General features: G+C 51.0%; 10 protein-coding genes. 7 read left to right on the plus strand and 3 right to left on the minus strand.

Features of this window, described 5'->3' with window-relative positions; genetic code table 11:
* Positions 1 to 4: 4 nt before the first annotated feature.
* On the minus strand, positions 5 to 1,009 hold the full coding sequence (locus BMW71_RS01075) for an NAD(P)H-quinone oxidoreductase (RefSeq protein ID WP_317041118.1): 1,005 nt from the start codon (positions 1,007 to 1,009) through the stop codon (positions 5 to 7).
* Positions 1,009 to 1,809: a universal stress protein gene (locus tag BMW71_RS01080; RefSeq protein ID WP_092168279.1), complete on the minus strand. Its 801-nt coding sequence runs from the start codon at positions 1,807 to 1,809 to the stop codon at positions 1,009 to 1,011. The genes BMW71_RS01075 and BMW71_RS01080 overlap by 1 nt, the downstream gene beginning before the upstream one ends.
* Before the next feature lie 104 nt (positions 1,810 to 1,913).
* Here BMW71_RS01080 and BMW71_RS01085 point away from each other — a divergent pair, with 104 nt between their 5' ends.
* Positions 1,914 to 2,420, plus strand: coding sequence for an acyl-CoA thioesterase (locus BMW71_RS01085; protein ID WP_092168282.1), 507 nt, complete (start codon positions 1,914 to 1,916; stop codon positions 2,418 to 2,420).
* Positions 2,421 to 2,519: 99 nt separating this feature from the next.
* On the opposite strand, the gene BMW71_RS01090 is transcribed toward BMW71_RS01085, so the two are convergent.
* Positions 2,520 to 4,532, minus strand: a complete 2,013-nt coding sequence (locus BMW71_RS01090; protein ID WP_143057518.1) for an alpha/beta hydrolase — start codon at positions 4,530 to 4,532, stop codon at positions 2,520 to 2,522.
* A gap of 230 nt (positions 4,533 to 4,762) precedes the next feature.
* On the opposite strand from BMW71_RS01090, the gene BMW71_RS01100 reads away from it, so the two are divergent.
* The 6 genes from BMW71_RS01100 to BMW71_RS01125 all read left to right on the plus strand — a co-directional run bounded on the left by BMW71_RS01100 (position 4,763) and on the right by BMW71_RS01125 (position 14,965).
* Complete coding sequence (locus BMW71_RS01100; protein ID WP_092168291.1) at positions 4,763 to 5,677, plus strand: metallophosphoesterase; 915 nt, start codon at positions 4,763 to 4,765, stop codon at positions 5,675 to 5,677.
* Between the two features lie 74 nt (positions 5,678 to 5,751).
* Positions 5,752 to 6,612, plus strand: coding sequence for a phytanoyl-CoA dioxygenase family protein (locus BMW71_RS01105; RefSeq protein WP_092168294.1), 861 nt, complete (start codon positions 5,752 to 5,754; stop codon positions 6,610 to 6,612).
* A 291-nt stretch (positions 6,613 to 6,903) separates the two neighbouring features.
* Positions 6,904 to 7,725 (plus strand): sugar phosphate isomerase/epimerase family protein, encoded by an 822-nt coding sequence (locus tag BMW71_RS01110; RefSeq protein WP_092168296.1) that lies wholly within the window; start codon positions 6,904 to 6,906, stop codon positions 7,723 to 7,725.
* Between the two features lie 228 nt (positions 7,726 to 7,953).
* The gene (locus BMW71_RS01115) at positions 7,954 to 10,746 is read left to right on the plus strand and encodes a DUF6797 domain-containing protein (RefSeq protein ID WP_092168299.1); all 2,793 of its coding nucleotides are present in this window, start codon (positions 7,954 to 7,956) and stop codon (positions 10,744 to 10,746) included.
* A gap of 29 nt (positions 10,747 to 10,775) precedes the next feature.
* Positions 10,776 to 11,678 carry a cysteine hydrolase family protein gene (locus BMW71_RS01120; RefSeq protein ID WP_092168302.1) on the plus strand — a complete coding sequence of 301 codons (903 nt, stop codon included), beginning with the start codon at positions 10,776 to 10,778 and terminating at the stop codon, positions 11,676 to 11,678.
* Positions 11,679 to 11,866: 188 nt separating this feature from the next.
* A complete protein-coding gene (locus BMW71_RS01125) occupies positions 11,867 to 14,965 on the plus strand; it encodes a SusC/RagA family TonB-linked outer membrane protein (RefSeq protein WP_218145543.1) in 3,099 nt (1,032 codons plus the stop codon).
* The last annotated feature ends 37 nt before the right edge of the window (positions 14,966 to 15,002 follow it).

Below are 15,002 nucleotides of genomic sequence, written 5' to 3' on the forward strand. Positions count from 1 at the left end.
GGGTTTACATAGCGGGTGCCTGCCCGGATTGGACCAGTAGCAGGATTTTTCCCACGTGAGTGGAACTTTCCATCAGCTGATGCGCCTTGTAAGCATCCTTTAATGGAAAGGCGGTGTGTACCACCGGCCGGATAAGATCCGGAAACAATGGCCAAACCTGAGCCATGAGTTGGGTAGCAATTTTCCCCTTGTAGGCGACCGATTGGGGACGCAGGGTCGAGCCAGTGAGTACGAGTTCCTTTTTCATTATCCGGATCAGGTCCACCTCCCCCAGGGTACCACTCATCGCATTGATTAGGATTAGTCGTCCCTTCCGGGCGAGCAACCGAATGTTCTTTAATGTATAGGCGCCACCTACCATGTCGAGGATCAGGTCGATTTTCGCTCCCTGCAGGTGGTTTTTTAGCCTTTCCTCAAAATCATCCTCTCGGTAATTGATGGCCAGACTGGCCCCTAACTCTTCGCAGATCCGACATTTTTCGTCTGTGCCTGCGGTCGTGTAGACTTCTCCCCCAAGTGCCCGGACCATTTGGATGGCGGCCACACCTATTCCGCTGCTGCCTCCATGCACCAGAACCTTCTCTCCGGAGCGAAATTTACCTATCGAGAAGATAGTGTTCCAAACTGTAAAAAACGTCTCCGGAAGCGCTGCCGCTTCCTCCAGACTGACGCCTTCCGGAATCGTGAGGCATTGATCTGCAGGAACCACCGCGTACTCAGCATACCCTCCTCCTGCGAGTAGTGCGCAAACCGGATCTCCGATCTCCCAGGTTTTTACCGTTTTCCCCAACTGCTCCACCCAACCTGAAACCTCCAGTCCGGGAATATCTGCCGGAACACCTTCCGGAGCCGGGTATTTTCCTTTGCGCTGCGCCAGGTCGGGACGGTTGACACCCGCTGCCCGAACCCGAATAAGTACCTCATTGTCTCCCGGAACCGGCACCGGATGATCGGATAGCTCCATCACCTCCGCTGGACCAGCCTGTTTGATCACAACAGCCTTCATCATTATTTGATTACCAGCAGTGGGATATGGGTATGGTAGGCCATTTCTACGCTATGACTGGATTTAAAAAGTGAATAAAAGAAGCTTTTTTCTTTGGAAAACATGACGAGCAAGCTATCGGATTTATCCTGAAGGTATCGACTCAACCCCTCGTTTGCATCTTTTCCGCTGAGTTTTTGAAACGAAAAGTCGCAATCGGGAAAATGCTCGTCCAGGTAGGTTTCAACCCCCTTAAAGCTGATTTCCTTGGTGAAGTCCGCGTCGGAAGACACGTGGACCACCTCATAGGGTAGGTTCCAGGTTTCGGTCAGTTCGACCAGTTTCCGAAACATGGACTCGTTCTCATTTTCCAGTTCCAGGGCTACCTTGATCGATTTTACCGCATCAAAACCGGCCCCAAAGGGAACTGCTATGACCGGGACCTCGCTTTCTTTGACAACTGTGGCGGTGTTGGACCCAATCAGGTTTTTTTTGATCCCACTGGCTCCCTGCGTCCCCATGATGATCAAGTCGTAATCCCCGTTGGCCACGGTGGCAAATATGGCCGTGGACACGGTTCCCTGGATGATTTTATAATCCACCTTCACCGAGCCATCGGTTTCGCTGATGGCTTTTTTCAACGCCGCTTTGGCGTCCGTTTCGATGGCTTGAATGATCTCTGCTGCCTGTGCAGCAAAGTCATACACGGCATAATACGAATACATTAACGTGATACTGGCATCCTGCTGCCGGGCATAGGACCGGGCAAAAGCGAATGCATTGGCGGCATTTTCCGACAAATCGGTAGGGACCAAGATTTTCATAGTATGTGGTTTTTACAGTCATTAAGGTACGGATTTTTAATCGATTCGCCACAATGATTTAAATCATATATCTTTGCAATTGACAAGAAATCCATCGCAAGCGTATGTTTGAATTTGATAAAAATAAACACTATCCGAAGGAAACGGAAAGCCGGGTGGTAGTCCGGTTTCAGGATTGCGACCCGCTCCAACACCTGAATAATGCCAAGTATTTCGATTATTTTTTCAATGCCCGGGAGGACCAGGTTCCCAAGCTGTATGGGGTGGAAATGATCGATTTTATTCGCAAATACAAGGCCGCCTGGGTGGTGTATAACCACACTATCTCCTATATCCGGCCTGCCCGGGTGGGAGAATGGGTACGCATCATGAGTCGGGTGATCTGGCACGACCACCAAACAGTACTTATCGAGTATTACATGACCGATGACAACAAGGAAGAGTTGAAAACCCTGCTCTGGACGACCATGCGGTACGTAGACATGGCCCAAGGAAAGTCTACCGAACATGCAGGTGCGGTAAAGGAATTTCTGCTGGCTGTTTCCGAAAAAATAGACATCGAGAATACGAGCATCAAGGGCCGAATCAAAGAAATCAAGGCCAAATTATAAAACAAACTACCTTCGATGCATCCCGGTGGCAGATTGAATAGGGTTTGGTCCTTCCTGGCCGCAAACCCGGTGGTGAAAAGACTACCGGTTTTTAAACAACTACAGTCGAGTAAAACCGTGTCTACCTGCGGCTTTAAGACTTTTTTCGGACCAAAGGTACCGTGCTGGTACTTCTCCCAAAAAGCTGGTTCGGGTGGGGTACAGCAGGGCAGGAATTTGATACATATCCGTAAATTTTAGTACCCCCAGGAGTTCCAATGCCGTATCCATACCGTGTGCGGGGCTGGGTAGGTCATGGGTCTCAGGAGGGTTGGAGAGGATTAGTTTTTCGCAGGATCCATCCAGCAATGCTGCATACATCGCCACCAGTCCCATTCCGTCCCGAGCCGCGATGCTAATTTTCTGTGGATCCACTCCGGGTAGGTTGCGCGCAAATTCGATAGCCCGTAGGGCATCGTACACTTGCATGGAAGGAAGTGTTCTACCTGTCCAGGCTGCCGCTCTTCGAATATGCCAGTTTAACTCAGGTGCCCAACCAACCTCTCCGGTGCCCCGCACTTCCAGGTAGGCAACGTTTTGGCCCCGGGCAATTTTCTGAGCAAAACTTTCCGAATCCCAACGCAATTCTCCCGGGTTCCGCAAAACAATCACAAGCGGATGCGCTTCCTCCGGATTTTGGCGGTAGAATACATTCAGTTTCAACCGCCAACCTGCCTCGCTCGTAAAGGCAAATGTCTTGTTTCCATGCGGTGCCAAATCGTCCGTGCGGTAGATTTCTTTCCCTTCAAAACGTGCCGCTTCTTTGGGAAAGGCGGCAAAAGTATGGGTTCGCAGGTAGTCGGTGACTTTTTTATGCAGTTGCAGCAGGTCTGCCTCGTTTTGAATGACAGGGGGCGGGGGCATGTTGAGAAAATGATCCTGAATGACCGGGGTGAGGTCGTCAGCCGGGGCTCCCTCGCTGTACACCTGCAGCTGTTCGGCCGAAAGCAGGGCTTCCGTATCCGTTTCAATGTCGGTGATCTGTTCGGGCGAAATATGTTTGCCCATCAGGTGTTCGAGAAAAAAAGAAAAAATGGCCGTACGCGATTTTTTGTGGTAGGAATGTCCCCCGGGGGTTTCTACCAGGCTGACCTGGCCTTTTGCACCCAGGTTCTGGTAGAAGGTAGCTAATTTTTGGTGAAAGGCACGGGTCGATTCTATGCCATACAACTCGTCCCGATCGGACTGAGCAATCAATAATGGCCGGGGGGCGATCAGTGCCCCGATGTCCGTGAAGTCCCATTGGAACGGGTTGTGCGGCATCATGCAATCGCAGTGCCCGTCGATTCGTCGCTCGCCAATTTGAGAATCGAGGGTTCCCGCTCCACAAACGGGGGCAGCCGCCTTGATTCGGGAATCGGCGGCGGCCAGGTACCAGGTTTGGGATCCGCCTCCCGAAATACCAGTGACGCCCACATTTTCCATATCGATTTCCTCCCGTATGGCGAGGTAGTCCAGGGCCCGTATGGCATTCCACAGCTCCACGGCGGCCGGGTTGTAACCCCTGGAGTACCAATGAAACCAACCTCTATTATAAGGCCCCCAATGGTGGCCGGCGACTTCGCCAAATTGGACGGTGTCAAAGATTAGGGAAGCAAACCCCAGTTGAGCAAGCTTTCTGGGATGGGCCTGGTAGTGGACTTTTTGTCCCGGGGCATGTCCAGCGAGGTACAACACCAGGGGGGAGGGTGCATTGCTGCCTTCGGGAACGTACAGGTTGGCGGGGACGTACAATCCGGGCATGGATTCAAAGAAGAATTTCTCGATGCGAAAGCCGTCTTCTTGTACCGTGCCTGTGTGCCGAACAGTGGGTGGGTCGCGCGGTTCTTCCAGTGAAAACCCCATCATTTCCATAAACTGCCGGTGGCGTTCCGGTCGCTCACGTTCCCAAGTGGACGCGGAAAGATCGGCAAGTGGAAAATCGGCACTCAGGGCAGCAGATGATTGGTACAGGTAGGAAAGGATGGAATTCGGTACCGGCTCTTGCTGCGCTGTGGATACAAAAGGCGATAGCAGAAGAATAAGGACTAAAAACGGTACGTACCAGGAAAATGAGCGCGACGTATACATCATGAAGTTAGCTGGGTTTTTGATTCAGGTATGCCTGAACCGGGTTTTTTGGCTGCAAGCAATTTTCCAAGCTAGTCAAAATTTTGGAAAAATGCGCAACGACTCGGCCTTGCTTCCGCTAAATATGCCTCATCGCTATCCGTACTTTTTGAGAAAAAATTCGGCCGGGGATGCCTCAAGCAAACGAATCCTCCTAAATTTGGTGTAGTAGAATCTGAACAAAAGAAAAAACGATGGGGATAGATTTTATTGGAGATATACACGGCCATGCCGCCGAACTGGAACAATTGCTGTTCAAACTCGGGTACCGCAAAAAAGGATCCGTCTATGCGCACCCCAGCAGAAAGGTGGTGTTTGTGGGGGACTATATTGATCGCGGCCCCCAAATTAGGGAAACCCTTGAACTGGTCAAGGGAATGTGCGAAAGCGGCCATGCCACCGCGTTGATGGGAAATCATGAGTACAATGCGCTCTGTTTTCATTTTCAGGAAAGGGGAGGGGGCCACCTTCGAAAACACCAAATAAAGAACATCATCCAGCATTACGACACGCTCAAGCAGTTTCAAAACAAGCAATCTGAGTACGAAAAATACCTGGAATGGTTTAAAACGCTGCCGCTTTATGTGGAAACAGAAGGCTTTAGAGCTGTCCATGCGTGCTGGGATCAGCAACAAATCGATTTTTTGCAAGCAACGCTGCAAGAACAGAAGTTGACGGATGCGCTGATTTACGAATCGGTCAACGTTGGAACAGCCCTTAATCTGGCCGTCGAGGAGACCTTGAAAGGAAAAGAGTTGGCGCTACCGGAGGGCGAAACCTACCCGGATAAGGACGGTACGCTGCGGTCGTCCATACGGATTAAATGGTGGGAAAACCCTTCCCAAATGACCTACCGGTCTATCAGTGTGGAGCCCAACGAAAAACTTCCGGATCTTCCGCTAGACGCGGCAGATTTTCCATCCCAGGTGTATTACGGAGCGACTGAAAAAAAGGTGTTTTTTGGGCATTATTGGTTAAAAGGAACTCCCTCCTTTCAAAAAACCAATGTCTGTTGCCTGGATTACAGCGTCGCAAACCAAGGAAAGTTGGTCGCTTACCGGTACTCCGGCGAGGGGGGGTTGGATGCGCAAAATCTTTGGTACGTGTAGAAGAGGTAGAGCAACAAACCGGAGAGGTGTAACATGGCCTTTTATTTTTCGAAAAATATGGTTAGTTTTCCTTAATGAATAGCTTTACCAAACAACAAATCCAAGATTATAACCGAGACGGGTACCTGCTTGTGCCGGAGTTTTGTTCCCGGAAGGAAACGGATACGCTGTACCGAGTCGCCATTGAGGACGAAGCCATGCGAACGAATGCGATGGACCTGAACGACCAATCGGGGAAAAAGACGCGTTTGTCGCTATGGTTCAAGCCGGGTAACGATGTTTTCGGCTACCTGACGCGGAGCCGAAAAATGGTGCAGTCCGTGGCTGCGCTTTTGGACGGGGACTCCCCGGTTTGCCATTTTCATTCCAAACTCATGCAAAAGGAACCCAAAGTCGGAGGGGCCTGGGAATGGCATCAGGACTACGGCTATTGGTACAAAAATCAGTTCATGTTTCCGGACCAATTACTTAGTGTGATGGTAGCCCTGACGCCTGCCACCAAAGAAAATGGTTGTTTGCAGGTAATTAAGGGCTCCCACAAATTGGGTAGAGTCAATCATGGCTTTGCCGGCGAACAGGTAGGGGCAGATCAGGTGATGGTTGATAATGCACTAAAAACCATGGAATTGGTATATTGCGAGTTGCAGCCCGGCGATGCCTTGTTTTTTCACAGCAACCTGCTTCACCGCTCGGCCGCAAACCTATCCGATAAACCCAGGTGGAGCATTATTTCCTGCTTTAATTCCCAATCCAACCTGGCCTACAATGAGACGTCTACTGCCTGGAAAGAACCCATCGAGCAAGTGCCGGACGAAGCAATTCTGGAATGGGAAGCGGCGTCTCTTTCGGAGGCAGATTTTCTAAAAAAAGAAAACGACCCGGCCCTCAAAAATACGGGTTGGGAAGCAGACGTGCAGGTGCGTAAAGATGGCTGAGTTTTATTTGGTCTGTTTCTGACCTCAGGCCTCGATCTTTCCCAGGAGTTTTTATTCCTGACACATTTTTGGTCGCCTGATTGGGAAGACAGCAGGGTGAATGATTTTCCCGGCCAGGGTTTGCTGGTTTTTAGGTCAGACACTGACTCGAAGCCAAATAAAATGGATGATTTCCGATGCGAGAACGCACCAGACACGTAAAGCAAAAACCGTAGAAGTTGATTTTACCCACTAGTTTTTTCCAGTATCGGTTGATACTGGAAATACTAGTAACTAACGATATCAGAAGACATGTCGATCAAATTTTACGCTCCCTTGTGGGGCAATACGCGCTCGTTTAAGGAATTTTGTAAAAACGTAACCGAAGCCGGGTACGAAGGCGTGGAAATGGAACTTCCGCTGGACGTGACGGCGAAGCGCGAGGTGCTGAATACCTTGAAGGAATACGGTCTGGAATTGATCGCCCAGTACTACCAGTCTTTTGAACCGGAGCCGGTTGCCAATCTCGCTGCTTACCGCCGCTACCTGGAGCACTTACTGGAGGCCGCCCCGGTAGCGGTTAACTGCCAAACGGGTAAAGATTTTTTCAGCTTTCAGGAAAACGAGCCCCATTTTTCGCTGGCCCGAGAACTGTCGGAAGCCTCTGGAATTCCCATCACCCACGAAACCCATCGCGGAAAATGCCTGTATTCGGCCCCGGTGGCAGCCATGTATTTTCAAAAAATTCCGGAGCTGCGCATTTGTTTGGATATTTCGCATTGGTGCAACGTGCACGAGTCTTTACTGGAAGACCAAAAGGAAGCCGTGGATCTGGCCCTTTCCCGAACCGATCACATTCACAGCCGGGTAGGGTTTGCGGAAGGGCCCCAGGTAAACGATCCCCGGGCTCCGGAATGGAGCGATGCCTTGCAGGCACACCTGGGTTGGTGGGATCGGGTGGTGGAGCGGCACCGCAAGGCCGGTACCAGCCTGCGTATTACCACCGAGTTTGGACCGTTTCCGTACATGCCTTCCCTGGCTTACACCCAAATGCCGGTTGCCAACCAATGGGAAATCAATGTGTATATGCTGCATTTGCTAAAAGATAGGTACCTGGGAAGCTCTTCTCTTTGATCGCGAAAGCAGGCAGTAGGCTGGCAAGAGGAAAAGCGAGGGATTTTGTCAGAAAAATCGAGTTTATTTCGGCACCTTCAACCACATTTTCTGTGCAGTGGTCCCCAAATCCAAATTCAAGGTGCCACCGGCTGGACCTTAGCCTCCCAAAATTTTTGTATTTGAAACTTTTGGCAGTAATTTGGGAGACTGTTCTCAAAACTTTAGTAAAGGTTGTTTTATAAACGCATGAAGTACGCAAATTCCACCGTTCCATTCTTGAAATTTACACGTAGCATCCAATCCGTTCTGCTGTTTTTAGTAGTTATTCTGGTTTTTTCCTGCCAGGAGAAGGTACCTGAGAAAAAGATCACAGCGGTTGATTTTGAAACCGAAGCATTCGCTCCTTTTGTCGAACCGAATTTTCCCTTTATTACCACATCCATGGACGGCCGGGAACTGGGAGAAGGGTTTCCTGCGGACAATATTTCCGCCCGGGTATTGGCCCTGCAATTGGGCAATGAAGCCTACGCCTGCTTTGATACGGACATGCTACGCTGGACGGTGGCCTGGACGGGCGCGTTTATGCCCATGGTTACCATGGCTCAGATATCCTACGATGATTTTTACAATAAGGGAAACCAGATTCCCAAAATCGCCGGCGATCCCAAGGTAGCCACCGGTAGCTATCCGGGTTGGTCTTCCGGTAAGCCGCTGTTCTCGGATCCCCGAACACCCTCTCCTCACCCGCAGAGCCCAGCCTGGGGAGCGATTCCCGCGGAAATCGGCCGGTACGAAGGGATATATACCCTTGGTGAACAGGCAGTAATTGCCTATTCGGTGGGAGAAACCCGTATTCACGAATTGCCCGGTAGTTTGAAGCAGGAGGAAATGACGGCCTTTACAAGGCATTTTGAGGTTGCACCTACAGAAGATTCCCTTTTCCTGGTAGTGGCCGAAGTAGCTGGTGCCGACCGGGTGGAACAGGGGGAAAACACCCTGTTGATTCATCGGAAGGGAGAAATTACCGGTCTTGGCCTTCCACCGGGTCATTCCGGTGTACGCCTGGCCGTATTCGATGACCGGTATTTAGTAGCCAAAATAGCCCCCCATGCGGAAGCGATCGAATTTGGATTGCTGGTATGGAAAGGGGCACCGGAACAACTACCTGCCTTTGAGGCGGCAACGGCCGAATTTAAGGGAAAGATGCCCGCTTATGATCAGGGAGGGCCTGCTTATTGGACCGAAGCCGTGCTTACACAGGGCCATGTCTCCCCCGACACGGCTGCTTTTGTGACAGATCGCCTTACCCTTCCCGTTCCTAATCCCTGGAAGCGGAACGTGCGTTTGGTGGACATTGGATTTTTTGATGCAACTAAAGCAGCCCTCGTTACTTTCGAAGGAGACGTGTGGATCATGGATGGCATTGAGGCTGATTTGGAGCGGCTGTCCTGGTCTCGTTTTGCTTCGGGCCTGTACGAACCCCAGAGTTTGGAGATAGTAGACGGCGCGATTTATGTATACGGGAAAGACGGAATCACCCGACTACACGACTTGAATGGGGATGGCGCAGCCGACTGGTACGAGAATTTTTCCAATGCCATGGCGCAGTCCATCGAAACCAGGGAATGGGCATCCAGCATGGTGGCCGATCCGGACGGAGGTTTTTACGTGGCCAAATTTGGCGCCCTGGACATGGGACCCGAGACTTCATCTCCCAAATCCCTGATGGGATTTCGTTCGGCTTCGCACCACGATGGATCCGTTTTGAAAGTTTCTGCGGATGGCCGGTCCGTGACCCCCTTTGCAACGGGATTTCGCGGACCCTACCTGGGCATTCACCCGGAAGAGGGCTGGTTGACCGGTTCGGACCAGCAAGGGCATTACATGCCTTCCACCCCGATCATGTTGATCCGCAAAGGCGATTATTACGGGGTGCCCGCCACCGCGCACCGGGATCCCATTCCAGAGACCGCGCCCCCCATCGCCTGGATACCGCACAGTCAGGATCGCTCGGGGGTAGGCCAGGTCTGGGTAACAAGCAGCGAAATGGGTCCCCTCAACGGCCAACTCTTACATCTTTCCTACGGCAGGCCGGGGTTGTTTCAGGTAAAAATCGACAGCGGATCGACCGTAATTCAAGGAGGTGTGAATGTCATCCCGGGCAGTTACCCCGCGCCGACCATGAAGGGAAAAGTCAATCCGGGAGATGGGTTGGTCTACTATACCGGATTTTCCCTTTGGGGGCACAATTCGGAGACCCTAAGTGCCCTACACCGGCTGCGTTATACCGGAAAGGATAATTTTATGCCCCGTGACTACAAGGTGCGGGAAGGCGGTATCGTTTTGCGGTTTGACCTGGAATTGGATCCAGCCGCGGCGCAGGACATCGCTGCCTACCAGGTAAAGCGCTGGAATTACCAGCGAACGCAAAAATACGGATCCGGGCATTACAAGTTGGACGGGACAGTGGGGGAGGAGAACCTACCCGTTTTGGAGGCGGTTCTTTCCGACGATCGGAAAGCGGTTTTCCTGATCGTGCCCCAGATTACTGAGGTGATGCAGATGGAAGTGGGCTATGCGCTGAAAACGAAAGCGGGCGTTTCCTGGTCGGATAAGGTATGGATGACCGTAAACGAGGTGGTCCGGCCAAACTTACTGGCGGAGGGGTTCAGTGATGTAAGCGAAGCGGATTTGAATCAGGAATACGACGCTTCCTTGCTGGCGGATGCGGCAGGCGAGGAAGCCGATGCTGTCCGTGGGAAGGAACTTTTTATGAATTACGGATGTATCGCCTGTCATGCGGTGGAAGGCAGCGGGGAGGGTAAAATCGGTCCCAACGTAAACGGGCTCTACGGCTCGGAAAGGACTTTTACCGATGGTACGACTGCATCCGCAGATGAGGACTACCTCCGGGAGTCCATCGTGGATCCGGGAGCGAAAGTGGTACAAGGCAGGGAAGGAGAAATGCCTTCGTTTTTGGGTGTTTTGTCTGAAAATGACATCACTTCCATTATTTTGTATTTTAAAACCTTAAATTAATAACGTATCTTACCGAAAAATCCGGTACGATGAAACCTATCTTTTGTGTATTGCTTGTAATCGCCCTGATTTCCTCTTGCCAGTCTGGAAACAAGGAGGGTGCTGCTACTTCTGAATCAAATGGGATACAGGTTAACCTTCGAAAACAGGTGGCCATCAACAGTGAAAACGTGGCCTGGGAAACCAGGGCCTACCAGGAGGAATGGGACCCCACCAAAACAGCCTTTATCGTGACCGATATGTGGAACGAGCATTGGTGCGAGAGTGCAACACAGCGGGTAGGGGAGTTGGCACCTGCCATGAACGCCACCATTGCTGCCGCCCGGGAAAGAGGGGTCACCATCATTCATGCGCCCAGCGGGACCATGGAGTTTTATGCCGATGCCCCGCAGCGAGCCGCGGCAAAAGCCGTTGCCTATCATGCAGCTCCCGAAGCATTTCCCATCAACGATTGGTGTTACCTCGACCCGGACACCGAATCCCCCCTGCCCATTGATGATAGCGATGGTGGCTGTGACAAGCCTTGCTCCGATGGCGAGCCCTGTGAGGAGCGAACCGCCTGGACCCGGCAAACGCCGGAAATAGACATTGCGGAAGGCGATTTTATATCCGATCAGGGGCAGGAGATTTTCAACATCATTCAGTCCAGGGATATCAAAAACATCGTTGTGATGGGCGTGCATCTGAACATGTGCGTGTTGGGACGGCCATTTGCCATTCGGCAGATGGCAAATCTGGATAAAAACGTGGTATTGATGCGAGACATGACCGATACCATGTACAACCCGGAAATGCCCCCCTATGTAAGTCATTTTGAGGGAACGGAATTGGTCGTAGCCCATGTGGAGCGGTATTGGGCACCTTCCATGCTTAGCAGTGATTTTACCGGTCAGCGGGCCTTCGCCTTTCAGGGAGCTCCGGCAACTGAGTGATGGTCTCTGCCTGCATTACCTCGCGTAGTATAAGCTATTTTCCGCCATCATTTCGCTCGAAATCCATTATAGTTTTGTTAAATTGGTTTCAGTTTTAAATGCAATTGGTGACCAACTGATAACCCCCATGTAAATCTCAGGAAAGATTCATTGATGAGCTTTGTGGCTCAATAAAAAATGAATCAACCATGGGAAAAAAACTACAAGTATTTCTTTTTCTGCTGCTGCTCACGAGTGGGATGGTGCAGGCGCAACGCACCGTCGAAGGCGTCGTGTTCGATGACACCGACCAGGCACTTATCGGTGCGGTAGTTACGGTCAAAGGCACCACGAAAGGGACCGTTACGGACATCGACGGCAAATTCAGCTTACAACTAACGGATGCAGCCGAGGCCTTGCTGGTATCTTATGTGGGCTTTGTCCCCAAAGAGGTTTCAGTAGGTAATCAACGTTTTTTCGAGATACGCCTTCAGACCGATGATCTGTTTCTGGACGAATTTATCGTCACCGGCTACAGTTCCCAAAAGAAAAAAGACGTGACCGGTGCCGTATCGAGCATCGACATGGAGGAACTATCCAATATTCCTGCCGCAGGTGTGGATGCGATGATCCAGGGAAGAGCGGCCGGCGTGAGTGTGGTCTCGGACAATGCCCCCGGAGGTGGGGTAGCGGTCCGAATCAGGGGCTTTGGGACTATTCGTAACAACGATCCGTTGTACGTCATCGATGGCGTGCCCACCACCTCGGGAATCAACATGATCAATCCCAACGATATTGCCACCTTTCAGGTATTGAAAGATGCATCCGCCGCATCCATCTATGGCTCTCGTGCCGCAAATGGTGTGGTGATTATCACGACCAAAAAAGGGAGATCGGAGCAAACACGTTTGAATTTCAACAGCTATGCAGGGATCCAAACGGCCTTTAATCTTCCCGAGATGCTGAATGCCCGACAATACGGAGAATTGCTATGGGAAGCTACACGCAATGACGGTGGTCAGCCATCCAGCGACGTGTACGGGTCCGGGTCGGAGCCTGTCATTCCTACCTGGTTGGATGCAGCGCAGACCATTCCCTCCGCAGATGTGGATTGGGTAGCGGAAATTTTCAGACCCGCGTTTATTCAGTCCCATAACCTGGATTTCTCCAAAAATACCTCCGATGCCAATCATTTCGTCTCCTTTAACTATTTTGAACAGGAAGGATTGATCAAGCATACCGGTTTTAAGCGGGTATCTGCCCGTTTTAATACCGAATACAAGGTATTGGACCGCCTTACGTTTGGTGAAAACCTAACGGCCGCCTATACCTGGAATACCGATGTGACCACCAACGCCGCCCTTGGCAGTGTGGTATACGATGCGTACCGTTTTCCTTCCATTTCTCCGGTTTATGACGTAAATGGCGATTTTGCCGGTTCGGCAACCAGCGATACCCAAAACCCCTTGGGCAGGCTTTACCGAAACAAGGATAATGTCCGGAAAAATCTAAAGCTTTTTGGAAACGTATACGGTATTCTAGAGCTCACAGAGGGCCTGGAAGTGAAATCAAACCTGGGAATCAACTTTGAGAATTACAATTACCGGAGATTTAATCCCAGTTTTCAGGAGACGTATACGCAGCGGGTATTGAGTGACCTTTCTACGAACAATCGGTACCAATACGAGTGGGTTTGGTCGAATACGGTGAATTACAGCCGTACTTTCAATGATCATCAATTGGGGTTACTGGCAGGAGTGGAAGCAATCTCTTTTTACCAGGAGGGTTTTTCGGCAAGCAGATTTGGCTTTCCGTATGACGACCCCAACTTCAGGTACCTGGACGCGGGAGATGGCAGCGATCAACGCAACGCTGGCACGGCCTCCGATTGGTCGCTTTTTTCCTACCTGACAAAGCTGGATTATTCCTATGCGGATAAGTACCTTGCTTCGGTAACCCTGCGCAGGGATGGAAGTTCCAAACTTGCCAACAATCGCTGGGGTACCTTTCCCGCTGTTTCAGCCGGTTGGCGTGTATCGGCTGAGGAGTTTTTTGATCTCCCCGCGGTTGATGACCTGAAATTGCGCGTGGGTTGGGGAGAAACGGGCAATCAGGACATTCCCCCGTATTCCACGTTTTCAAGCTACCGCAGCTTTCCCAACTATTCCAACTACCCGCTTTCGGGTTCCCAAAACAGCGTTGTCCTGGGTTTGACAGAAACGAGAAATGGTAACCCCGACCTGAAATGGGAAACAACCACCCAAACCAACCTGGGGCTGGACGCGACCTTGTTTAACCATCGACTTGGAGTTAATGTGGACTATTTTGTCAAGACTACCCGCGACATGTTGATCGAACGGCCACTGACTCCCATGCTGGGTGGATCCAATATTTCCAGTTGGGATAATGCGGGCGAGATGCGGAACAAGGGACTCGAACTGAACCTGCAGTATTTCGGAAAAGAACGAAGGGATTTTAACTACTCGGTAGGGCTAAATCTGTCTTCCATTCGAAACGAGCTCATTTCCTTGCCCGAGGAAGTCGAATACATTGCACTTCCCAGCTCCCTGTTGCATACCGTTAACTTTGGACAGGAAGTGACCCGTTCCGCAGTTGGTCAGCCCATCGCGTCCTTTTACGGATTTGAGGCCCTGGGTTTGTTTTCAAGTCAGGAAGAGATTGCCGCTCACGCAACCCAGCCGGACGCCCAGCCGGGGGATATCAAGTTCCGGGACACAAACGGAGATGGCATCATTGACAGCAAAGACAGGACCTTCATAGGCAATCCCCATCCAGATCTGACGGTGGGATTAAACCTATCGGCTACTTTTCGGCAGTTTGACGCCGCGCTCTTTTTCTACGGAAGTTTTGGTAACGAAACCTACGACCTCACCCGATACTACCTGGATTTCTTTAACCTCAGCGCCTACAACAAACACCTTCGTGTGTCGGAAGCCTGGAATCCCGAAAATCCAGATGCCACCGTGCCGCGCTTGTCGCTGAACGACGGAAATAACAACATTCGCCCCAGCTCTTATTTCTTGTCGGACGGGTCCTTCCTTCGGTTGAGAAACATGCAGGTAGGATATTCCTTACCAGAAGCTCTGGCTGGAAAATTAAGCCTGAGTAAGCTACGAATTTATCTTCAGGCCCAAAACGTATTCACGATTACGGGTTACGAAGGGTTGGATCCGGAGATCGGACTTCAAAATTACGATTCGGAGCTGCGCAACCTGGATATCGGTGTAGACCGGGGTATCTATCCTCCAAACAGAAACTTTACGTTGGGAGTAAATCTTACGTTGTAACAAAACAAATGAATTCCTCTGTGGGGCAGCCCGGTAT

The sequence above is a fragment of the Cyclobacterium xiamenense genome (assembly GCF_900109255.1).
Classification (GTDB): Bacteria; Bacteroidota; Bacteroidia; order Cytophagales; family Cyclobacteriaceae; genus Cyclobacterium; species Cyclobacterium xiamenense.

Excerpts from the sequence above, each read along its gene's own strand:
- BMW71_RS01075 (WP_317041118.1), bottom strand. The coding sequence starts at position 1,009 with ATGATGAAGGCTGTTGTGATCAAACAGGCTGGTCCAGCGGAGGTGATG.
- BMW71_RS01080 (WP_092168279.1), bottom strand. The coding sequence starts at position 1,809 with ATGAAAATCTTGGTCCCTACCGATTTGTCGGAAAATGCCGCCAATGCA.
- BMW71_RS01085 (WP_092168282.1), top strand. The coding sequence starts at position 1,914 with ATGTTTGAATTTGATAAAAATAAACACTATCCGAAGGAAACGGAAAGC.
- BMW71_RS01090 (WP_143057518.1), bottom strand. The coding sequence starts at position 4,532 with ATGATGTATACGTCGCGCTCATTTTCCTGGTACGTACCGTTTTTAGTC.
- BMW71_RS01100 (WP_092168291.1), top strand. The coding sequence starts at position 4,763 with ATGGGGATAGATTTTATTGGAGATATACACGGCCATGCCGCCGAACTG.
- BMW71_RS01105 (WP_092168294.1), top strand. The coding sequence starts at position 5,752 with ATGAATAGCTTTACCAAACAACAAATCCAAGATTATAACCGAGACGGG.
- BMW71_RS01110 (WP_092168296.1), top strand. The coding sequence starts at position 6,904 with ATGTCGATCAAATTTTACGCTCCCTTGTGGGGCAATACGCGCTCGTTT.
- BMW71_RS01115 (WP_092168299.1), top strand. The coding sequence starts at position 7,954 with ATGAAGTACGCAAATTCCACCGTTCCATTCTTGAAATTTACACGTAGC.
- BMW71_RS01120 (WP_092168302.1), top strand. The coding sequence starts at position 10,776 with ATGAAACCTATCTTTTGTGTATTGCTTGTAATCGCCCTGATTTCCTCT.
- BMW71_RS01125 (WP_218145543.1), top strand. The coding sequence starts at position 11,867 with ATGGGAAAAAAACTACAAGTATTTCTTTTTCTGCTGCTGCTCACGAGT.